Origin of the sequence: Dolichospermum circinale AWQC310F (assembly GCF_000426925.1) — a bacterium.
Classification (GTDB): domain Bacteria; phylum Cyanobacteriota; class Cyanobacteriia; order Cyanobacteriales; family Nostocaceae; genus Dolichospermum; species Dolichospermum circinale.
Genome location: NZ_KE384663.1, coordinates 12,624 through 33,233 on the forward strand (window position 1 = coordinate 12,624; position 20,610 = coordinate 33,233).

Genomic DNA, 20,610 nt, shown 5'->3' on the forward strand with positions numbered 1-20,610 from the left:
ATGGAATGATTTTATTGACTGCGGAACAAAATTTTAATGTTTCCAGCCCCTATCAGCCCACAAATATGCAACGCCAATTACGCCTTTACGTGAGTTAAAAAATCTTGTTGTTTTATAAGTTTTTCTAGGGTTTTCCAACACGATAATTTTGGAATTATTAACGAAATTACAAGAGTTTTAATACTAACTCACATAAGCCGTAAATTCTTCTATTAACACCGATAAATTAATCTAGAAATAAGTATCAAAGCTTTGTAAATCACAAGCTGATGTCTAATTCTATTTAAGTCTAATCGGTTAATTTAGTGAATTTATCGGAGGAATGAATTTATGACGGGATAAAAACCTACTATGATTTTTACGTTTAACCAAAATGGCAATTTATTACCAGGTATTCATTTGACTAATTGGGAGGAAATTGAAGAGTATCTAGCTTACAATAAACGCCGAAAAAATCTTTTATCTGGACTCAAACAAGGGTGCGAGATATTAAAGCAATGCGGTTGTCATAGAATTTATATTGGCGGAAGTTTTGTAACCACTAAAAGACTTCCTAATGATTTTGATGTTTGTTGGGAAGACGATGAAGTAGACTTTAAACTCTTGAAAGAACTCGACCCTGTTTTGCATCCTAGCAGCAGAAGGTCGGCACAAAAAAACAAATATGGCTGGGAGTTTTCGATTGCTAACAACACTTTTGAAGATCCATTTACCACTTGTTTAGAATTTTTCCAGCAAGACCGTAATGGTAATATCAAAGGTATAGTTGTAGTTGATCTGTAAGAATAGGATGCAAAATACTTTTTGCTACTTTTGATCCTTAAAATTGAAAGTTATCAATATAAAACAGGGATATAAATTGGCATTATCTAATTAATTTTGATTATTAGGTAATGTCATTTTTGAAAAAATGAGTTATGGGTTAAACATGATGATTTTGAATGAATGGCAGTACAATATTACTAAGGCACAAATGAAGAAATTTGAGTTAGCAATGGCTCAATATGCTAGTAAACCAGTTCCAGAAGATGAAAACCAAAAACTACGTTATGAGGCTCGTATTGATTCACTCAAAAGCCAAATTGAGGAGTTTACTCAAGAGATAAAAGAGTACGAAAATCTCAAAAATAATCAGGGTAAAATTGAGAAATTGCAATATGATAGTTTAGAAAAACTACCAGAAGCACTCATCAAAGCGCGGATTATTCGTGGACACACTCAAGAGAGTTTTGCCAAACTTTTAGGAGTTAAACCTCAACAGGTGCAACGTGATGAAGCAAATGGATATGCTAGTGCTAGTTTGACAAAACTTTTGAAAATTCAACACACTCTTAATCTGGAAATTCGGGAGGAAATTATCTTTAAATAAGGGAGGATTAATTCACTTTGACGCGAATATCTACACCATCACTTTTCAATTGTCCATCTTCCATGTAAATAATCCGATCAGCTATATCGAGAATGCGGTTATCATGGGTGACAAGCAAAATAGTACAATTTTGTTCTTTGGCTAATAGTTGCATTAATTCTACCACATCACGGCCTGATTGTTTATCTAATGAAGCTGTAGGTTCGTCTGCTAATACTATTTTTGGGTGACTAACTAAAGCGCGGGCTATAGCTACCCGTTGTTTTTGTCCACCGGATAAATTCTCTGGATAGTAATTAATATGTTCCCCTAAACCAACGTGTTCTAACATCGCTATAGCTTTGGCATTAATATCACCTTTGAAGTAATTTTCGTGCAACTCTAAGGACATCCTCACATTTTCTTTTGCTGTTAAAAAACTCATTAAATTATGGGCTTGAAAAATATAACCAATTTGACGACGTAATTTAGTTAATTGTCCCTTACTTGCCCCAGACATTTCCTGTCTTAATATTTGTAAACTGCCACTTTGGGCAGAACGTAAACCCCCCATTAATGATAATAGGGTAGTTTTGCCCGAACCAGAGGGACCTGTCATAATCACAATTTCCCCCGCATTAATCTCTAAATTAATATCAAATAATACTTGTTTTTGTAGCGCACCTTTACCAAAATAATGATTAAGATTACTAACAGAAATCACTGTTTCTGAAGTTGAATTAATAGTAATAGTTTGAGTTTTCAGATTTGTCATAGTTTTTCTCCTGAGAATATAATAAAAGACAAGAGGTAAGAGTCAAATATCTGGTATTTTTAAGTATCAATAATGCCCTGAACAATACTTCATCCAGTTGGGTTGAGATACGAAACCCAACCTACAAACTGTGATCAATTCTCATTATTTCTCTATCTTAAAAAATGTCAGCAGGATCAGCAGAACGGAGTTTTTGCATAGCAATTGCGCCGGAAATAGTACACATAATTACTGTTAAGATAAAAACATTAATTGCCCGATCTAATTTCATGGCTATGGGTAAAAGAGTCGCAGTAAAAGTTAATTGATATATCCCAAAAGATAGGAAAAATGCAGGTAAATAACCTAATGCAGCCAATAACAATGCCTCTTGTAATAAAACTCCCAATAGATAATGATCAGTGTACCCCATGGCCTTGAGAGTTGCGTATTCTGGTAAGTGATCAGAAACATCAGAATAAAGAATTTGATAAACAATGACAATACCAACAATAAAACCGACAATCACACCCAAACCAAAAATAAAACCAATACCTGTACCATCAGCCCAATAAGTCTTTTCCTTTTGAGCAAATGTTTCTGGAGTTCCAACTTCCACAAAAGGATTTTGAGGATCTGGATTTAATCCTATTTTCAATTTGGCTTTGATTTTTTCAATATCTACACCAGGTTTGAGAGTAATTAAACCAACTTCAATTTGATCAGGTTTGCGAGTAGGAAATAATTGTAAAAAAGTGGAATCACTAGCCACAACATTACCATCAGAAGCAAAGGAAGCACCATTTTGAAATAAACCTTTAACATTGAGATTTTTTCCGTTTAATTCAGTATTAAATTTCCCCGTTGCTCGAAAAATTTTGCCAATTTCTCCATATTCTGGACGACTGGCTTCATCAAACAAAACTTGATTTAATTGTTTGAGATCATCTTTATTAGCTTGGACTTCAGGAAATTTTAACCCAGGTGTAGCTGGATCTACACCCCAAACTAAAATAGCCCGATCAAGTTTTGTTTGAGGATTACGCCATTGTCCCGTACCAATGTAAATAGAACTAACTGATTTTACACCTTCATAACTTAATGCTTGATAAAGTCTTTCTCTAGAAAAACTTTTAACTGAAAATAGAGTTTGAAATTGGGGATTAATTAAGACTACATCAGCTTGTAAATTGCGATGAGGTTTGATAGCAGAATCAAATAATGCACCTTCAAAACCCATTTGAATAAATATCAGTATATCAGCAAAGGCAATTCCTGATACTGCAATTACTAACCGCGTTTTTTCTTTCATTAATTGTCGCCAAGCTAGGGGCGTTTTCCGAAATATTTTATTAATCATTGTTTCGATTTTTTGCACCTTTAGGGGGAATAATTTACAATTTAACTTACAATTTAATTGCTGTTTGGACTTGTAAGTTGGTTAAGCCAGAAACTCGTTTACTATCTTGAGGATTTAGGCGAATTTTTACTTCAATAATTCTACCATCTAAGTTTTCCCCTGGTTGATCACCAAAGACGTTTTGGCGCTTGACTTGTAACCCAATTTGTTGAACTACACCTTTTAATTCTCCTGTAAATCCTTGACTGGTAATTATGGCTGTTTGTCCTAATTTGATCTTACTAATATCGGTTTGATAAACTTCTGCTACAGCCATTATTGTATTAGTTTGGGCAAAGTCAGCCACCCCTGGATTATCAATTTTTTCACCAACATGGGCATGAATTTTAATAATTTGTCCCGTCATAGGGGCGCGAATATAAGCTCCTTGTAGTTCGGTTTCTGCACGTTGCAAATCAGCGATCGCACTTTCAACTTCTGTTCTGGCTAATTCTATATCAACGGGACGAATTTCGGCAACACTATTAAGTTTAGCCTTGGCTTCACTAATTTCTTTATTGCTAGTATTATTAATACGATTTAAGGCAATTTTAGCTTCTGCTAGTTGTTTATTTGCGGTGGTATTAATCCGTTTCAGAACCGCTTGGGATTCATTTAATATTTGTTTTGCGGTTTCTACATTTAAACGTTTACTATCAATTACAGAACTAGAAATTACACCCTCAGAAAATAACTGTTGATAACGTTGATATTCTGCTTCGGCATTTTTTAATTCTGCTATTAATTTATTAATAGTTGCTGTTTGGGCAATTCTATCACCTTCCCATTGGGCTGATATCCGAGAAATATTTTCTGCTTGGGCTTGTTTATCTCCTGCATATTGGGCTTTAATTCTCTCAACAATTGCTTGCTGTGCAGCAATTTCTCCTGACTTAGCACCAGCCTTAATTTGTTGTAATTTAGCTTCCGCAACTTTCACCTGTTTCTGTCTTTGAATCAGGGCTTTTTTTAACAGATCACGAGATTGTAAAATGGCAATTACTTGACCTAATTTAACATTATCACCTTCTTTAACTAATAGTTCAGAAATGCGATCGCCATCTAATGCTAAGGGTGCAGATAATTTAATTATTTCCGTTTCCGGTTCTAATCTTCCTAAAGCAGTCACCATTGGGGAAATTGGGACAATTGGTTTTGCTTCAATTACAGAAGATTTTTCCATTTTGCCAAAGTTAGAAATCCCATAAATAGCAATTCCTGCTGTTATCGCAGTGGCCGCAACTATTAAAGCAATTAAGCCTTGATTTTTAGGTTTAAACAACAGTTTATAACTCATCATAATTCCCAAAGTGACAAAACAAATTTCTCTACATTTATTGATGCTTAAATACTAACTTTAAAGTCGGTTTTTTGTCCTAAATAGGCTACAATCATCTCTCCTAAAAGCTGACACTGTTCAGAGAAATCAATATTCTCATTACCCCATAATTTCTCTAAAACCACACCATTTACAAAACTCAAAACAAAAGACGCTAGTACCACGTCTCGAACACCTAATAAATCACAGGCTAACTGCTGACATCGTTGATTAGCACGTTTGAAAACAGTGCTATTAGTTAGCATTATTTTTGAGTCTTGATGTTGACAAAAATCAACCCATAGGTAAGTCCATTTAATTAAGTAATCCTCATTTATAACAAGATATTGACCCAAAGCTTCCATCAATTCTAGTAGGTTATTTTTTCCTCTAAATTCTGTCAAAACCGTAATTATATCCTGCTGACTAATTTCTTCCACCAATTGCTCAAATAAAGCTTGTTTATTGGGAAAATAATGATAGAGTGCGCCAGTGGAAACTTTTAAACCCGCAGAAATCTGCCGCATAGTAATCGCTGCATAGCCTTTTTCTGCAAACAAATCAAAACATTTACCAAGTAATTCTTTACGGTATTGTTCATGATTAACAATTTTTGGCATAACAACTATCGTCTTTATATCGAACGCTCGTTATATTAAATAATATAATAAACCTAAAGTGTTTGTCAATATATCTTTACAAATTCAGATATCCTAATTCAATAGGACTTACGCATTGACAGGCTCAACCATGAGGTATGGGTTTCGGGCATTTTAACGTGATTTTGTGATGCTCTTTGAGCGAACTGCTTGCAGCAGCACTTCGCTATCATTCATTATTGATCTGAATTGATCTGATCGGAAGTTAATCCCTAAAAACCTGAAACGAAGAATTTTCGTTGATGTATATTATTGACAAAAAACATGATCTATGCACTCTAGATCATGCGGTCGATCTCTATGGAAATCGTTGGATATTCTTATGGACATAGTGTCAATCTGTATTGACACAAAAATTGTATTAAAATATAGTTTATGTGTCATGTATTTCAATAACATATGCTTAAAGCATTAAATACATTGAATTCAGTGCTTACCTACTGGGCTGAGGTACAACCTGACCGTAGGGCTTATACAATGCTCGATATTAACGGTGCAGAAGATAGTTATATTAGCTACGGGGATATGTATTCCCAGGTGATTAATATAGCTCAAAGATTATTGTCTGAAGGACTACAATCACGCAATGCGATTTTACTTTATCCACCAGGAATTGAATTTATAGTTGCATTCTTCGGTTGCCTTTATGCTGGGGTGTTGCCTGCACCTATCCATATCCCAAAACGCAATCGTTCCAACAAGAAGATTTCAGATATTGTTTCTGCCACAGAAGCCTCAACAATATTACTTCTTAGCAAGGATGAACAAGCTTTTCGGGATACTTTGAGTAAGGAAGAAAACTGGCCCAAGAATCTGATTTATGTCCCAACAGACATGACTGTTGAGCCAGCAAACTCTCAGAGCTTACCTTTACCAGAGATCAACAGATCAGCGATCGCATTCTTGCAGTTCACGTCTGGCTCAACTTCACTACCGAAAGGTGTGATGATCAGCCATGCCAATTGTCTCAACAACCTAGAAATGATTGTGGCAATGAGTCAGGCAAATTCTAATTCTACCTTCGTATCTTGGCTGCCACACTATCATGATCTTGGTTTAGTCGCCCATCTGTTGTGTAGCCTCTACACTGGCGGTCATTGTGTCCTACTTGCGCCCTCAACCTTCGTTTCCCAACCAATACAGTGGCTACGTGCCATCACTAAATACCGAGCAGGATATACAGGCGCACCAAACTTCGCCTATCAACTATGTGTTGATAAAATCCAGCCCAGCGATCAGCAGACACTGGATCTATCTTCTCTATCAGTGGCACTTAACGCCGCTGAACCAATCAATCCACAAACTATATGGGATTTTTCAGAAAAGTTTGCGGTGAACGGATTCAAGCCACATATGTTCGCCCCTGCTTATGGTATGGCCGAGGCAACAGTCTATATTTCTTCTGGATACATTGATGCAGAACCAGTTTTTAAGGCAGTTGACTGGATGATACTGGGTAGGCAAAATATAGCGCAAGAGGCAACCAACAAAAGTAAGGAAAAGGTTTTTGTAGGCTGTGGAAACCCTTGCCTAGACCAAAAAATTTATATCGTTGATCCTGATAAAAATTGCGTATTACCCCCAAATCATGTTGGGGAAATCTGGAGTACAGGATCTAACATAATGGCTGGTTATTACAACCATCCAGAAGCCACAGCAAAAACTCTTGTTTCTTTACCAGATGATGATCAGACTTACCTCCGTACCGGTGACTTGGGTTTTATTGATGAAAAGGGCGAACTATATATTACAGGCCGAATGAAAGACATCATTATCATCAATGGTGTGAATTACTATCCCCAAGACATTGAGATTTGTGTTCAAGAAACACATCCTGATATTCGCTCCGGTTCTGTTGCGGCCTTCAGTGTTCCCGGTCAGACTGGAGAGGATTTGGTGATTTTCGCCGAATTGACAAAAGCTGGTGTCATCAATCTACGGCGGTCTGGTTATTTGGAAGAATTGGTAGAAGCTATTTCTGTCGCGGTGGGAGAGAATTTCGAGATCCAATTACGCCAACTCGTGTTTTTAGGACATATGCAACTCCCGAAAACATCTAGTGGCAAAATTCGTAGACAACAGTGCAAGCAAGAGTTTCTCCAAGGCTGTACCGATGCTTTAGCTAAATGGCCTGAAGACAAATCTACAAATCAATCCCCAGGAGAAATTAGTATGTTAAACATTGAAAAGACCTTTGAACGCATAACTTCTATGGGTCCAATGCACCTGAAGGTCTTTACTAGTCTTATCCAGATTCTGACTAAGAAATATGAAGTGCGGATGGTTGATTTCGATGTAGAAAAGTCTATCTTCTTCTATGGGATTGACTCTTTGAAAATCATTGAGATTCATAGCATATTGGAAGCAGAACTGGGTTGTCAAATTCCTACAGAAGCTTTTTTCTACGCCAATACTTTCTTGGGGATGATTGACGATATAGCTGGTGTTATCTCTAATGAAGACTCGCTAAAAGTCAGACTTACCCACAGTCAACCTCTTAATGTAGAGATAGAAAATGCTTTAGAATACCTTCTTCGTAATCGTGACAACAAAGTTGATCTCGGCCAGAACACTCAAACCAAAACTTGCTTACTAACTGGGGCATCTGGTTTTGTCGGTACTTATTTCTTGAAAGAACTCCTTGACACTACCGATCTGAATATTGCTTGTTTAGTTCGAGCAGCCAATGAGGAAGCAGGTCTTCAACGAATCAAGAAAACCGCGCGAAAGTTCGATGTCAAGCTGCTACAAGGATGGGAAAATCGTGTACAAATCATCATCGGTGATATGTCTAAAAAGCGGTTTGGACTAGAAGAAGATCGCTATAATGAATTAGCAAAAAATATTGACAGCGTATATCATGTAGCGGCTGTGGATAACTTCTATCTCCCCTATGACATCATCAAGAACACTAATGTGGTTGGCACTATTGAAGTTGCAGACTTCGCATTATCTGGAAAGGTCAAGCCCCTTTATAATGTGTCGAGTTGTGCTACATCCTTGTTAGAAGACTGCTCTGAAAATCCCACCCCTATTGGTTTGGTCAATGGATATGCACAAACCAAGTATGTAACAGAGCAAATTGTCTTGCGTCTTGCAGAACAGGGATACCCGTGGGTTAATTATCGCTTGGGATATTTATACTCTCTTCGAGTTGAGCATATCACTAAAAATACCCCATTGCACAAACTATTTGCCTTGATAGAAAAGGCTTATGAAAATATTGATGATGACTTTTTTATTGATGAAGATGCATTTGAGAATTTCTTGGGTGCTATTTATCAAATAGGCTGCATACCTGATATGGATGCTGATTTTGATTTGATGTCAGTTGAATATGCTGCCAAGGCAATTATTTCTACATCCCTACTGCCTACCAATGAGAGAAAACACAATTACACTTTCTATAATCCACATCCACTTAATTGGTCTGATGTAATTAGATATTTTGACAAATTGGACAAATATATTGAGATTGTGCCACTCAGAAGTTTCGTTAACAAGTATGAAGAATATGTTCGTCATACGAACAAAAATGGCATGAAACTATTGAAATCAGTGGTATCACCTGAGTTAGAAAACCAATTTAATACGATGTTCAGAAATATCAAGACAGACCAAGTTGATACTTATTTACACTGGTGTCCACCATGTGATAAGCAGTTTACTCATCAATATATAGAATTCGTGCTGAGTAGTGCTGAATAAATGAGAGTGTGAACTAGGTCAAATCAATTGAGTGCTGACTAGGGATAACAGTCAGAAAACCTGATGCATATTCAATACTGCTCGGTTTCAGTTGTAATGCCCAAAAAAGATTTAACCGAGTAGTATTGGATCTACATTGGCTTGATTATGCTAGGTGTGTTACAGAGGACATAAACAGATAATGCTACATAAATCTACTGAACTTCGCTTTGTTAATTCAGAAATTGGATATGGAGTATTTGCCACTGAACTAATTCCAAAAGGGACAATTGTTGCATTTCATGATCCTCTTGATGTAGAGGTGAAACCAGAAATGTTTGCTTCTCTATATTCTATAAATGTAGAGTTTAAGGCAATTATCGAACATTTTGCTTATCTCAATTTGGAAGGTTATGGCGTTATAAGCTGGGATAATGAAAAGTATATAAACCATAGCTGTGACTTTAACACTATTTCTACTGGATATATGTTATCTATCGCTGTCAGGGATATTGCTGAAGGTGAGGAAATAACGACGGATTATGGTTTGCTTGATGTGGATTATGGTGATTTGCTTGATGGAGAGTACAAGAGAGGTATGTTATGTAAATGTGGTAGTCCTAACTGTAGGAAAGAGATTAAAGCAGACCATAAAGCTTGTTTACATCTCTGGATTTCCCCGACAAATGAGGCTTTGAATTGTGTTCTGAATGTTAAACAGCCATTGTTAGATTTTATGGATTCTAAAAGGAAAAATAATCTGATCAATTCCTTACAGAGCAATCATGATTTTTCGCAATTACTGTTAAGCTGGATCAAACAGCGAGACGTTAATTTCCAGAAAAAATGGGCTAAAGTACTTGCAAAAATGTAAATTAGGTGAAAACCAAGCCCTTTGTGGGCGACCTAGTTTTCCCTGTTCCCTTTCATCCAAAAACCGCTGTTAAATCACAAAGAAGCTATTTTATGACCAAGAGTAAACCAATTGACTTTGTTGAGCGTAATAATATCAAGTCGTTTCTAGCATTACTAAGAGACTGGATAGCAATTTTCATAGTAGCTGGTTTTAGTATTTGGGCAAATAATATCTTCATTTATCTGGTCGCTGTTTGGTTAATAGGAATTTTTCAATTTGCCCTTGGTGAAGCATTAGTACATGAGGCAGTTCATAATAATCTATTTATGGAAAAGTCATGGCACGAAAAACTAGAATTTATATATAGTTTTCCATTTTTGAGGACAATTTCTTCTTATCGAGAGCATCACTTTCCGCATCATAAATACTTATTATCTCATGGTGATTATATACCCGAAAATTATGAGTTTTTGGGATTAAATAAACCAGATAAGAATGTATTTATGATCTTGTTTATTAAACCTTTCTTGGGCTTTTCTATATATTACTTTTTCATAGAAGTTATATTGTATCCTTTGCTCCAAGATTCATTCAAACTTAGTGCAATCATTAATGGGATAAAGCAAAGTTACAAACTTTATTTGTTCTGGTTAGTAGTTATTCTAGGATTCAGTTTATCAGGACATTTAGACATTTTACTTCTTTACTGGTTTGTGCCTTTATTATGGTGTTTTTCTTTTTTATCACTTTTGGCTGAGGTGCAAGAACATTTTAATACTTTCTCAGGTTCGAGATCAAATGTGAATCCTGTGATTAACTTTTTCTTTCATAATGCAGGTTATCACTATGTTCACCACTTGTGTCCTACTATTCCCTGGTATAAATTACCAGCAGCACATCAGGCTTTATGTGCAGATAATCCAGACATTTCACAGGGAATCTTAGATACTTATAGGCAATTAATACGTAATAACCAAATTGAAGTTGAAAGTCTAGATAGTCTTCGTGTTGGTTATCTACCTCTGAGTAGTGATAGTAGTCATCACTAATAGAAACCAATTTCACCATATTTGTCTAATAGACATCTTGTGAATACAACCTTTGTAGAGACTTTGTATGCAAAGTCTCTACATTCATTAACGGAGAGTGTATGTTGCGATCGCCCTTGTATTTCCCTAATTTTCGTTGGCTGTGGTTAGGGCAAACTTTAATTTTGTCTGCTGCTCAATTTTGGTTTGTGTCGTTAACATGGTTGGTACTCCAGAAAACGGCTTCAGGTTTGGCTGTTGGTACTGTATTAGTGGCAGCTGCAATTCCACGAGCCTTGTTTATGTTGGTAGGTGGTGCAATCAGTAAACTGCTTGCAGCAGCGCTTCGCTATCGCTGGTCAACTCGAAATGTCGTTATCATCGGGGGCTTGATTAATACTTTTCTAATTGGAATTGCTACTGTTTTACTAATATTAGATGGTTTTAATCTCATTGTTTTCATTGTAATTGCTGTTTTATTTGGATTGTTTGAGGCTATTTTATACCCAGCGATTCTTGCCCTCTTGCCTCAATTGGTGAGAAAATCACAATTAGCAGAAGCTAACGCTTGGATACAGGGCAGTGAACAGTTTACCGAAGTCATCGGACCTGCTGGTGCGGGTTTTATGATTGGTGCGTTTGGATTAACCATTGCTTTTGCAATCAATACACTCATATTTGCCTTTGGTAGTTTGTTCATATACCTAGTGCGGACTCGTCGCCGTCAACCTCTGGCAACTGAACCAGAGAAACAAGCTTTAACAGGTGAGATTATTTTAGGTTTAAAGTATGCTTGGACACAGCCTGCTATCAGAATAAGTTTGCTACTCTTAGCAATGATTAATTTTGCGATGTTAGGTCCGATCATCATCGGCGTTGCAGCCTTAGTCAATGTAAAGTTTGGAGGTAATGCCACAACATTTGGTTATCTACAATCCGCTTACGGTATGGGTGCATTACTTGGTGTCTTAGTTGCTAGTCAAATGAGTGCAATTAAGAATCCCAAAACCCCCCTTGTTTTACTCTGCTATGGTCTGGGTGTGGGACTAATAGCATTAGGATTTGTACAGGACTTTTGGATAGCATCGGGAATAATTGCTTTAATGGGGATAGGAGGTGGTACTGTCACCGTACTGGGCATAACTTGGCTGCAACAAAATACAGCCGCAAATATGCAGGGACGAATAATGGGACTGACAATGTTCGCTGCGGTAGCTCTTGATCCCTTGTCTGAAGGTATTTCTGGATTGTTACTGGAAGTCAGTTTGACCGGATTATTTGTAGCGGCTGGAGTGACAATGTTGCTCACTGCCATAGTTTCCTCAATCGGCCGCACTCATACAATTAAATCAGTTACTACTGATTCTTCATTCCCTGTTTCCGAACCTGTAATTTCAGTGCGTAACCTGAATCATTATTTTGGATCAGGTGTATTACGTAAACAAGTATTATTTGACATTAATTTGGATATTCAACCTGGTGAAATTGTGATTATGACTGGACCTTCCGGTTCAGGTAAAACTACCCTTTTGACTTTAATGGGTGGTTTGCGTTCTGCTCAAGAAGGTAGTTTGAAAATTTTAGGACAGGAAATATGTGGAGCAAATAAACAACAGTTAACTAAATTGCGCCGTCAAATAGGTTATATTTTTCAAGCACATAACCTAATGACGTTTTTAACTACCCAGGAAAATGTGCGGATGTCGTTGGAATTGCATGATGAATATCTAAATCATGATATCAACAACAAAGCGATCGCCATGCTAGAATCTGTTGGTTTGGGAGATCGTATCAGTTACTACCCCGAAAATCTTTCTGGTGGACAAAAACAACGGGTGGCTATCGCTCGTGCTTTAGTCAGCCAGCCTAAAATTGTCTTAGCTGATGAACCTACCGCTGCACTTGATAAAAAATCTGGCCGCGATGTTGTGGAATTGATGCAGAAACTTGCTAAAGAACAAGGCTGTACTATTTTGCTTGTTACCCACGATAACCGCATTTTAGATATTGCTGACCGCATTATTTATATGGAAGACGGTCAGCTTAAAGATGTCAATATTACTGCAAAGATACAGTAAACGGAGTGTATTTAGTATTTCGGGGTGATTAGCTACTCCTGGTCCTGATATTTTTCATAATTATTGTCAGCCTGTTGATTATTTTTAACACCATCCTTACCAAATATCCTCTCAGTCCAGAGGTAAGGAATTGGTAATAAAAACCAGACATATTCCCACCAACCTTGATCGATGATAGCAACTCCTATTGTTAATAAGGAAAAAATCGGCTCGATCAATATTTTCCATCTTGTAGAAATAATAATTTCACTATTTAGATCATCGGGAATTAGTCTGCGTTTATAAGTCGCATAATTCCAGTTAATAAATGATATCAATCCAATGAATGCAGTATTGATACTAAAGCATATTTTCACAAGTGCATTTTCTGGAAAATAAATAACTAGGTTGTCAGAATAAGGAATCAGAAATATTCCCATCAGATACAGTAAATAGAGTGAGATATGAATCGTATCTGCTTGTTTGTAATATTTAAATTGCTTGATATGTTCTAGCCAGTAGAAACCAACAGTCACAAATGCAATCGCGTAGCTAGTGAGTGGTTTTATTTGAGCTAGTAAAAATGCCACAACTTCTGAATCTGTAGGCTGTTGAAGCTTTTCAGGAAAATCAAGAGCTAAGAAGCACTCTGCCATTGCCAGTGCGAATATAATATCAGCTATTCTCTGAAGGTGGGCAATAGGTTCTTTCTGAGCAGAATTATTGTTTTTATCTTCATTCATTAGTCATATCCAAAAGTGCAGGCTATTTTTAATTTGTAAGTTAGGTCAAAGTAAACTTACGGTGGAACATAAAATTCAAATAACAAGAATTAATGATAAATAAAATTCTGTAAATATTCAATAGGTTGTCCAGTTCCTGTTGGATTAATCGACAGCGTAACCCAACGCATTTATTGGGTTTCATGCTGCTTGCTGTGCGAACGCTCACGTTTCACAACCGAACCTACAAATTAAGGCTTTTTCCAATTTGCACAACAGCTTTATTAATAATTATAATTAAAACGGTGTTTTTACCTGTAAATGTAATATTTTGTGTAGCCAGGGATGGTAAAAACTCAACTCCCTTGCGTGTAAATATAATCTACTGACACTCTTGAGACAACCATAGAGTTTATCCCCTAAAATCCTCATTCCCAGTCCTCTCTTATCAGCAGCATGAACCCGTAATTGATGGGTACGTCCAGTCAGAGGTATAAATTCTATTCTGGTATATTTTCCTTCTCTGCCTATTACGCGGAAGCGCGTTAAACTAGGCTTACCCCGTTCTAAATCCACTTGTTGATAGGGACGATGATCTGGATTTCCCCATAAAGGTAAATTAATTTCCCCTTCATTAATAGTTAGAGAACCTGTAATTATAGCCTCATAAACTTTATGAATTTTCCTTTGTTCAAATTGTTGACTTAATTGGGAATAAGTAACTAAATCTTTAGCTATTAATAAAATCCCAGAAGTATCTTGATCTAAACGATGTACAGCAATTAATTCTTGATCATAAAAATAACGTAAACGACTAATTACACTATCTTGATTATGAGAATAACGACCCGGAACAGACAATAATCCTGATGATTTATTAACCGCAATTAACCATTCATCTTCATAAATTATTTCTGGTTTATTTAGCCTTAATCCTGATAATAAAAATCCCATTAATGGCTGACATCTTTCTTCACAAGCCCCATAAAATTCTCCAGAAACTTTATTTTCTATAGAAGAATTACCCCACCAAAATTCAGCCATTGCTAGAGGTTTTAATCCATGGGTTGCAGCATAATGTAATAATTTAGGAGCGCAACATTCCCCCGTTCCGGTTGGTGTTCCTCCTGGTAATAATTGCTGTAAAGATAGAGATTGTCCAGAAAAATTAGTCAGACTATAAGCAGCGTGCATTTCTGTTTGTAATTGGCGAGATAGTTGTTTACGCTGTTGTCTTAATTCCGTAATCCTTCTATCTGCGGCGGCTATAATCTGCTGTAAAGGCTGTAAAACTTCATTTTGATGACGTTTGATATTTCGGCGTTCAATTCCCTGTTGACGGCTTTCTTCTGCTAGTTTTTCTAAGGCAATTTCTAGAGATTCACCGCTAAGAATTTGCTCTAATTTTTGCCGTTGTTCCTGTCGTTCTAGTTTGCTATGATGATGATGTAAACTAATAGCGTGTAATTCCTGGATATATTGATCAGAAAGAGTTTGATATGTTTGTCTTTCAGGAATTTTTTGCAGATTAATTATCTCTTGTTTAATAGTTTCTAATTCTGCTAAAGTCTGAGTTTCTAATACAGCCACTTCCTGTCTACCAGGAATAGGTGGAATCCAACCCTCAACCAGACTATTACCATCGAATAAACCAGAAAATGCCTGAATAACTCTTAATTCACCATTGGGTAATTCAACTAATAAAATACCATACATTTTTCCCTCACGGGAATAAGGATAATTTTCCTCAAGTTGTTGCATGAGACTATGGGCTATAGCTTCCGCTAAACCAGTGCGAGGTAATCTTAATATTTCACCAGTTTGGGGACATTTACCTTCATAGTAATAGTTTGGTTGTGAGGGATAAATTATAGAATCAGAGGTGATAAAATCGGAAATTGGATGAAGAATAGTCATAATAGTCAGAAAATATATAGTTTAGGAATTACTAACTTTTTTATAAGTTTTTCAGGAATTTTATCATTTACTTTTTCTTAAATTCAATAATTTTTCTAACAACAAAAAGCAAACATATAATGAATGAATAATTAGATATGAGTACCGAAACAAAAAAGTCTTAGCTAACAATCAAAGCAATCAAAACTATACTGAAAATTATACTGACTTCACTATTACTTTTTATTACTTTTTTTCAGACAATACGGTTTAATTTTTTCACAATTAGCAAGAAATAGCAATATTTCCAAAGGTAGTTGACAGAATTTTATTACTATGATGCGGGTAATTTCCATTGGTATTATCCTTCCGCAAGCCACTGTTTATAACCATACATAAGTAATCTTTCCTTTAAATTAGCGATCGCTTCGGATGTGGGTATATTAATTGACTGTACGCGATATACATCATATTGATATATAATTAAAATGAATAATTTTTGATATCTTCTCATGACATTACAAGAATTGCAAAAACAAGTATTACAGTTACCAATGAGCGATCGCTGGCAATTGATACAAACTGTATTAGAATCAATACAACAAGAAACTATATCACCATCAAAGAAAGGTAATTTATCTCGACTGCGTGGTATTGCTAAAGCTGCAAATATCTCTAGTGATGAGAATATTAATGGAGATTATGCGACTTATCTAATTGAAAAATACCAATGATGCGAGTTTTTATTGATACGAATATCGTCCTAGATTTTTTACTGGAACGAGAACCTTTTGTAGAAGATGCAGTCAAGCTATTTGCAAAAATTGATGCAGGTGAGATTATAGGGTTTATTGCTGCTACTACAATTACTAATATTTATTATATTATTCGTAAAGCAGCAGGTGTAAAAGTTGCTCAAGATGCAATTTCTCAAATTCTCACAGATTTACACATTTGCACAGTTGATAAAAATATTTTAGAAACAGCAGTAGCTTTAAATTTTCAAGATTTTGAGGATGCTGTGCAGTATGCTTGTGCTATGAAATCAATGGTAGATGTGATTGTAACTCGTGATGTGTCTGGATTTTTAGGTTCAGAAATTCTAGTGATTTTACCTGGGGAGTTAAATCATATTTCTAGGGAATAAAAGCTATCTCTTCGGTAAGCTTTGCTAAACGACACCTTTCGCATTAGTGATCACAAATGTTACAATGCAGCTATGTTGTAAATCAGGGTTAAAAAAATGAAAAAAGAAGACGCAATTAAAAAGCTCACAGTTCAACTTAAAACTATTGATAACTTTACATCTGTGTTTTTTAGTCCTGATTTTCATCAGTGGAAGATAGACACAGAAATTGCTATTAAACGTATATTTGGTAACAATAACGAATATTTAATATATTTTAAGGAAATTAATTTCACAGCAACCTATGCTCGTGAAGGTGATTATAATAATCGTACTGAGGGTATATCTCAAGATGGGTTACAAAAATCTCGTGCAATTTTGCAATCAATGATAAAAGAAATACAAGATCATTGGGAAGAAAAGAACACAAATCAACCTACTATTCCTGATTTAAATAAGATTGAACTTCTTTGCAATAGATTTGATTTAGTTGCCAGACAACTAAAAACTAGACACAGTAGCAGAAATACCATAGAAATTAATGATGAGTATGATGTCCAGGATTTATTTCATGCTTTACTAACTTTATATTTTGACGATATTAGAGATGAAGAATGCACTCCAAGTTATGCTGGTGGAGCTTCAAGAGTTGATTTCCTTTTAAAGCAGGAACAAACTGTTATTGAACTTAAAAAGACACGCGAAAAGCTTACTAATAAAGAAATTAAAGAGCAATTAATTGTAGACATTACTTGTTATAAATCACATCCTGATTGTAAAAATCTCATTTGTTTTGTTTATGATCCAGAAAGAAGAATTAAAAATCCTCGTGGTCTTGAAAACGATTTAAGCCAAACTACAGATGGTATGATAGTTAAAGTTTTTATTAGACCAACATAATGTTATAAATAACCACTTATCTTTGGTTTTGCTGATAATGTTCTATTCTGTGATTATAAATGTGTTTCATATTTTAATGATATCATATTAATCATCATTATGAAGTTTAAATGAATCAATACTATGAGAAATTTTTCTAATGTACTCTACAGTACCATCAAATTCCATAATCAACTCCCATTTATTTAATAAATCTTCAATAAATATCCATCGGCATTTTTTATCTAGTTTCAAACTTTTAAAACAAGCTCTGGATAGTTCTTTTATCACGTTCTTGACACGAGACTTAGGGAGTACGATAAAAACTGGAAAAGATAAGTTTGGGGAAAGAGCAACTAAATCTGCCAAACGTAGTAATCCTGAGTATATAGATGTGGTACATTCAACTTCAAAAGCAGCAGTAACCTGATTATCTCCACTCAACCAAACTACATCAATCAACTTGACAGTGTTTTGGGCTTGATTACCGATTCCTAAATGTGGAAAAGAATCAATACTAATACTATAGCTGCCTAATTGTTCATGTTCCCATATACGTGAGCGATCATTAGAAGCTATCCAAACTGAGCCACAGATTTTTTGACCTAATTTAGCTAATACCCATTGTGTTTGTGTGTGTTGAGTTTGACTTTGCTTTACATCACTTTCTGTCTGATTATTATCGCTCTGTGTTTGTGAGGCTTGCCTTTTGCCATTTTCTTTATTGGTTTGTGTTGGTAAAGCTTGTTTTTTGCCGCTTCTTATATTTTTCTTGAGCATTGTAAAAACAGGACTTGTGAAAGCAGCACGAATACCGTTTTCTTCATATACCTTTTTTAATGCTTCTGCTTCATCAATATAACCAAGTTTATCTGCTTTATCAATATATGATAAGACTGCACGTAATTCATCACCGGAATTAATTGAATTATTCAATGCCTCTCTGAATTGGGTTGCTTTGGCAATGTCACCATTTTTCTCTGCTTCATCAATAGCTTGTACTACTTTCTTACCTTTGTAAAAAGTAGAACCAGATTCCAAACCTATCAATGCTGCAACTTTATCCCTAGTTGTTCCCTGACTCCCATTTTTATCTCTCCTTCGCTGAAGTGATTTAGGTGACAAAATCGCTTCCCACTTTATTCCTTCTCTGCATATTTGCTCGATTGTTATTCGTCTGACTTGATTCTTGAGTAGCAGAGCTTTTTTTTCTTCTTCTTCATTAGGAAATTCTATTTCTATGACCTTAACGGTTTCCCAACCCAAGAGTTTAACTGCCTTACAGCGTCTATGTCCACTAATAATCATACCATTAGGTGTGATAATGAGAGCTTCGCTTAAACCATTTTCTTTAATGGATTGAGCGAGTTCTTGTATATCTTCATCACCATAAATACTTTCATTTTCTGGATGACGATAGAGTTCGGCAACTTTTCTTTCTTTGATGATCTGAATATTAGACATTGACTTGAATGGCAAAATCAGGATTTATTAGACGTATTATTTTAATATAACAGTAAATTTGTTTGATTTAATACTGTCTTCGTTAGCTTATATATTCTCCCTGGTTGATGACGAGGCACAGATTTTGTATTACTCATCATTCACCTTACCTCATACAAAATTTCTCCGTAACTCTTATTTCTTCGTGTTCTTCGTCCCTTTGTGGTTCAATCTTCTTCCGTCTTTGCACGAAATTAAAAATTTACTAATTCCCCAGCTAAAAGCCGACCTTCAACCTGTTCATATTCATCTTCCAATACCCATAACTGAGCAGTTTCATAACTATTACTAGAAAATACAACCTTATCACCCTGTTTAGGATCATAAATTTGACAATTTCCCTCACTATCACAAAGTAATAACAGAATGTATGGAGGTGATAATATTGGATCTATCCATACTTCTGTAAATTTCCAGTTATTCTTGATTTTCAAGTAAACCTTTCCCATTATTAAGTTTAATTTAATCAATTCCTAAAAAATTCTTCAATGCAGTTTTATATTTATTCTTCAACTTCTTAGAAATTAATCCTCCCTGTTGAATTTGTGATACAATATCAGCAGATAAACAATCTTTGGGAATAGGACTACCAGAAGTTATACAAATAGCAAGATCATTTGCATCCATTTCACGAGCAAAATAGTAAGCTATAACAGATTCCTTTTTAATAAAACTTGGTAAACTCGGATCTGGTGTCAAAACACAAACTCTTTCACTCTTTCAGAGTTATTTTTCTTGTCTGTTAAATTAACAAATAAATATTTATTACCAGAAGTTTTTGCAATTGCGACGTAAAAATGCTGGCCATTAGGAGGTGTATCAATTAAAAATACATCTCCTATGTTAATAGAAATACTAGACACTTAGCACCTCATCTAAATATGCTTCCCTTAGTGCTATTTGTCTAATTTCTTCAATCTCTTCCTCACTTTTACCAACATTTTTCAAAATATCTTCCACTAAAATGGGAATAGCAGAACCATGAGGATCTTTCCACTCTGGTAAATCATGAGTCCATTCAGCAACATGAAATGGATCAAGATGTCCAAAGGTTTGATATACCTCTTGAAGAATCTCCTCTTCCTCCTCACATAATTCATCATTTCCTGGATCTTTGACTAAGTAAACAAAAAAGTTCTTATCACCAGGAGAAATGTACTCAGACCACAGAGGTAGAGCATCATCAACAGGTTTTCCTTTAATTAGATCATAAACACCACTAAGAACAGGTCCATAATCCATTGATACATAATGATCACCTGTAATTGGCTGTTCTATTCTTTCTAACGCAATACGATCAGCTATATAGAGCATTTTTAGCAAGCCTAAATACTTGATAGGCTTACCATGCAGCTTCATAAGTATAGCTGCTGCTTCT

At 35.6% G+C, this 20,610-nt stretch carries 20 protein-coding genes; 9 read left to right on the plus strand and 11 right to left on the minus strand.

From position 1 onward, the window contains the following. The first annotated feature begins 351 nt into the window (after nucleotides 1-351). Both ACIR310F_RS0100530 and ACIR310F_RS0100535 read left to right on the plus strand, forming a co-directional pair. Nucleotides 352-783 carry a DUF6932 family protein gene (locus ACIR310F_RS0100530; protein WP_028082134.1) on the plus strand — a complete coding sequence of 144 codons (432 nt, stop codon included), beginning with the start codon at nucleotides 352-354 and terminating at the stop codon, nucleotides 781-783. A gap of 127 nt (nucleotides 784-910) precedes the next feature. Then, nucleotides 911-1,369 carry a helix-turn-helix transcriptional regulator gene (locus ACIR310F_RS0100535; protein WP_231387343.1) on the plus strand — a complete coding sequence of 153 codons (459 nt, stop codon included), beginning with the start codon at nucleotides 911-913 and terminating at the stop codon, nucleotides 1,367-1,369. 7 nt (nucleotides 1,370-1,376) lie between these two features. Here ACIR310F_RS0100535 and ACIR310F_RS0100540 read toward each other — a convergent pair whose 3' ends face one another. From ACIR310F_RS0100540 to ACIR310F_RS0100555, 4 genes are all read right to left on the minus strand, one after another. Then, complete coding sequence (locus tag ACIR310F_RS0100540; protein WP_035367374.1) at nucleotides 1,377-2,123, minus strand: DevA family ABC transporter ATP-binding protein; 747 nt, start codon at nucleotides 2,121-2,123, stop codon at nucleotides 1,377-1,379. A 157-nt stretch (nucleotides 2,124-2,280) separates the two neighbouring features. Then, nucleotides 2,281-3,462 carry an ABC transporter permease DevC gene (gene devC, locus ACIR310F_RS0100545; protein WP_028082137.1) on the minus strand — a complete coding sequence of 394 codons (1,182 nt, stop codon included), beginning with the start codon at nucleotides 3,460-3,462 and terminating at the stop codon, nucleotides 2,281-2,283. A 46-nt stretch (nucleotides 3,463-3,508) separates the two neighbouring features. Next, nucleotides 3,509-4,798, minus strand: coding sequence for an ABC exporter membrane fusion protein (locus ACIR310F_RS0100550; protein ID WP_028082138.1), 1,290 nt, complete (start codon nucleotides 4,796-4,798; stop codon nucleotides 3,509-3,511). A 47-nt stretch (nucleotides 4,799-4,845) separates the two neighbouring features. Continuing rightward, nucleotides 4,846-5,439 (minus strand): TetR/AcrR family transcriptional regulator, encoded by a 594-nt coding sequence (locus tag ACIR310F_RS0100555; protein WP_028082139.1) that lies wholly within the window; start codon nucleotides 5,437-5,439, stop codon nucleotides 4,846-4,848. A 438-nt stretch (nucleotides 5,440-5,877) separates the two neighbouring features. On the opposite strand from ACIR310F_RS0100555, the gene ACIR310F_RS23425 reads away from it, so the two are divergent. The 4 genes from ACIR310F_RS23425 to ACIR310F_RS27205 all read left to right on the plus strand — a co-directional run bounded on the left by ACIR310F_RS23425 (nucleotide 5,878) and on the right by ACIR310F_RS27205 (nucleotide 13,127). Beyond that, nucleotides 5,878-9,186: an AMP-binding protein gene (locus ACIR310F_RS23425; RefSeq protein ID WP_051289424.1), complete on the plus strand. Its 3,309-nt coding sequence runs from the start codon at nucleotides 5,878-5,880 to the stop codon at nucleotides 9,184-9,186. Between the two features lie 181 nt (nucleotides 9,187-9,367). After that, nucleotides 9,368-10,039, plus strand: coding sequence for an SET domain-containing protein (locus ACIR310F_RS21050; RefSeq protein WP_051289425.1), 672 nt, complete (start codon nucleotides 9,368-9,370; stop codon nucleotides 10,037-10,039). Between the two features lie 92 nt (nucleotides 10,040-10,131). Continuing rightward, entirely contained in the window at nucleotides 10,132-11,070 is a 939-nt protein-coding gene (locus ACIR310F_RS0100570) for a fatty acid desaturase family protein (RefSeq protein ID WP_028082140.1), read from the plus strand. Between the two features lie 101 nt (nucleotides 11,071-11,171). Next, nucleotides 11,172-13,127: an MFS transporter gene (locus ACIR310F_RS27205; protein ID WP_071604769.1), complete on the plus strand. Its 1,956-nt coding sequence runs from the start codon at nucleotides 11,172-11,174 to the stop codon at nucleotides 13,125-13,127. A gap of 32 nt (nucleotides 13,128-13,159) precedes the next feature. On the opposite strand, the gene ACIR310F_RS21055 is transcribed toward ACIR310F_RS27205, so the two are convergent. From ACIR310F_RS21055 to ACIR310F_RS25050, 3 genes are all read right to left on the minus strand, one after another. Continuing rightward, nucleotides 13,160-13,849, minus strand: coding sequence for a TMEM175 family protein (locus ACIR310F_RS21055; RefSeq protein WP_051289426.1), 690 nt, complete (start codon nucleotides 13,847-13,849; stop codon nucleotides 13,160-13,162). Between the two features lie 276 nt (nucleotides 13,850-14,125). Beyond that, nucleotides 14,126-15,745 (minus strand): RluA family pseudouridine synthase, encoded by a 1,620-nt coding sequence (locus ACIR310F_RS0100585; protein ID WP_028082142.1) that lies wholly within the window; start codon nucleotides 15,743-15,745, stop codon nucleotides 14,126-14,128. A gap of 340 nt (nucleotides 15,746-16,085) precedes the next feature. Next, complete coding sequence (locus ACIR310F_RS25050) at nucleotides 16,086-16,238, minus strand: hypothetical protein (protein WP_231387344.1); 153 nt, start codon at nucleotides 16,236-16,238, stop codon at nucleotides 16,086-16,088. On the opposite strand from ACIR310F_RS25050, the gene ACIR310F_RS0100590 reads away from it, so the two are divergent. From ACIR310F_RS0100590 to ACIR310F_RS25960, 3 genes are all read left to right on the plus strand, one after another. Beyond that, on the plus strand, nucleotides 16,237-16,458 hold the full coding sequence (locus ACIR310F_RS0100590) for a hypothetical protein (RefSeq protein WP_028082143.1): 222 nt from the start codon (nucleotides 16,237-16,239) through the stop codon (nucleotides 16,456-16,458). The two genes, ACIR310F_RS25050 and ACIR310F_RS0100590, sit on opposite strands and share 2 nt — an antisense overlap. Beyond that, entirely contained in the window at nucleotides 16,455-16,871 is a 417-nt protein-coding gene (locus tag ACIR310F_RS0100595) for a type II toxin-antitoxin system VapC family toxin (protein WP_231387345.1), read from the plus strand. Before ACIR310F_RS0100590 ends, ACIR310F_RS0100595 begins: the two co-directional genes overlap by 4 nt. A 96-nt stretch (nucleotides 16,872-16,967) precedes the next feature. Further along, a complete protein-coding gene (locus ACIR310F_RS25960) occupies nucleotides 16,968-17,750 on the plus strand; it encodes a PD-(D/E)XK nuclease domain-containing protein (protein ID WP_035367376.1) in 783 nt (260 codons plus the stop codon). A gap of 87 nt (nucleotides 17,751-17,837) precedes the next feature. On the opposite strand, the gene ACIR310F_RS23435 is transcribed toward ACIR310F_RS25960, so the two are convergent. From ACIR310F_RS23435 to ACIR310F_RS21075, 4 genes are all read right to left on the minus strand, one after another. Next, nucleotides 17,838-19,193 carry a ParB/RepB/Spo0J family partition protein gene (locus ACIR310F_RS23435; protein ID WP_028082145.1) on the minus strand — a complete coding sequence of 452 codons (1,356 nt, stop codon included), beginning with the start codon at nucleotides 19,191-19,193 and terminating at the stop codon, nucleotides 17,838-17,840. Between the two features lie 233 nt (nucleotides 19,194-19,426). Beyond that, complete coding sequence (locus ACIR310F_RS0100610) at nucleotides 19,427-19,681, minus strand: hypothetical protein (protein ID WP_035367379.1); 255 nt, start codon at nucleotides 19,679-19,681, stop codon at nucleotides 19,427-19,429. Between the two features lie 13 nt (nucleotides 19,682-19,694). After that, nucleotides 19,695-19,931, minus strand: coding sequence for a hypothetical protein (locus tag ACIR310F_RS25965; RefSeq protein ID WP_196803139.1), 237 nt, complete (start codon nucleotides 19,929-19,931; stop codon nucleotides 19,695-19,697). 156 nt (nucleotides 19,932-20,087) lie between these two features. Continuing rightward, on the minus strand, nucleotides 20,088-20,610 hold a 523-nt coding region (locus ACIR310F_RS21075; protein WP_196803140.1), incomplete at its 5' end, for a Panacea domain-containing protein.

Coding starts and splice junctions, on each gene's coding strand:
- ACIR310F_RS0100530 (WP_028082134.1), top strand. CDS start 352: ATGATTTTTACGTTTAACCAAAATGGCAATTTATTACCAGGTATTCAT.
- ACIR310F_RS0100535 (WP_231387343.1), top strand. CDS start 911: ATGAGTTATGGGTTAAACATGATGATTTTGAATGAATGGCAGTACAAT.
- ACIR310F_RS0100540 (WP_035367374.1), bottom strand. CDS start 2,123: ATGACAAATCTGAAAACTCAAACTATTACTATTAATTCAACTTCAGAA.
- devC (WP_028082137.1), bottom strand. CDS start 3,462: ATGATTAATAAAATATTTCGGAAAACGCCCCTAGCTTGGCGACAATTA.
- ACIR310F_RS0100550 (WP_028082138.1), bottom strand. CDS start 4,798: ATGAGTTATAAACTGTTGTTTAAACCTAAAAATCAAGGCTTAATTGCT.
- ACIR310F_RS0100555 (WP_028082139.1), bottom strand. CDS start 5,439: ATGCCAAAAATTGTTAATCATGAACAATACCGTAAAGAATTACTTGGT.
- ACIR310F_RS23425 (WP_051289424.1), top strand. CDS start 5,878: ATGCTTAAAGCATTAAATACATTGAATTCAGTGCTTACCTACTGGGCT.
- ACIR310F_RS21050 (WP_051289425.1), top strand. CDS start 9,368: ATGCTACATAAATCTACTGAACTTCGCTTTGTTAATTCAGAAATTGGA.
- ACIR310F_RS0100570 (WP_028082140.1), top strand. CDS start 10,132: ATGACCAAGAGTAAACCAATTGACTTTGTTGAGCGTAATAATATCAAG.
- ACIR310F_RS27205 (WP_071604769.1), top strand. CDS start 11,172: ATGTTGCGATCGCCCTTGTATTTCCCTAATTTTCGTTGGCTGTGGTTA.
- ACIR310F_RS21055 (WP_051289426.1), bottom strand. CDS start 13,849: ATGAATGAAGATAAAAACAATAATTCTGCTCAGAAAGAACCTATTGCC.
- ACIR310F_RS0100585 (WP_028082142.1), bottom strand. CDS start 15,745: ATGACTATTCTTCATCCAATTTCCGATTTTATCACCTCTGATTCTATA.
- ACIR310F_RS0100590 (WP_028082143.1), top strand. CDS start 16,237: ATGACATTACAAGAATTGCAAAAACAAGTATTACAGTTACCAATGAGC.
- ACIR310F_RS25050 (WP_231387344.1), bottom strand. CDS start 16,238: ATGAGAAGATATCAAAAATTATTCATTTTAATTATATATCAATATGAT.
- ACIR310F_RS0100595 (WP_231387345.1), top strand. CDS start 16,455: ATGATGCGAGTTTTTATTGATACGAATATCGTCCTAGATTTTTTACTG.
- ACIR310F_RS25960 (WP_035367376.1), top strand. CDS start 16,968: ATGAAAAAAGAAGACGCAATTAAAAAGCTCACAGTTCAACTTAAAACT.
- ACIR310F_RS23435 (WP_028082145.1), bottom strand. CDS start 19,193: ATGTCTAATATTCAGATCATCAAAGAAAGAAAAGTTGCCGAACTCTAT.
- ACIR310F_RS0100610 (WP_035367379.1), bottom strand. CDS start 19,681: ATGGGAAAGGTTTACTTGAAAATCAAGAATAACTGGAAATTTACAGAA.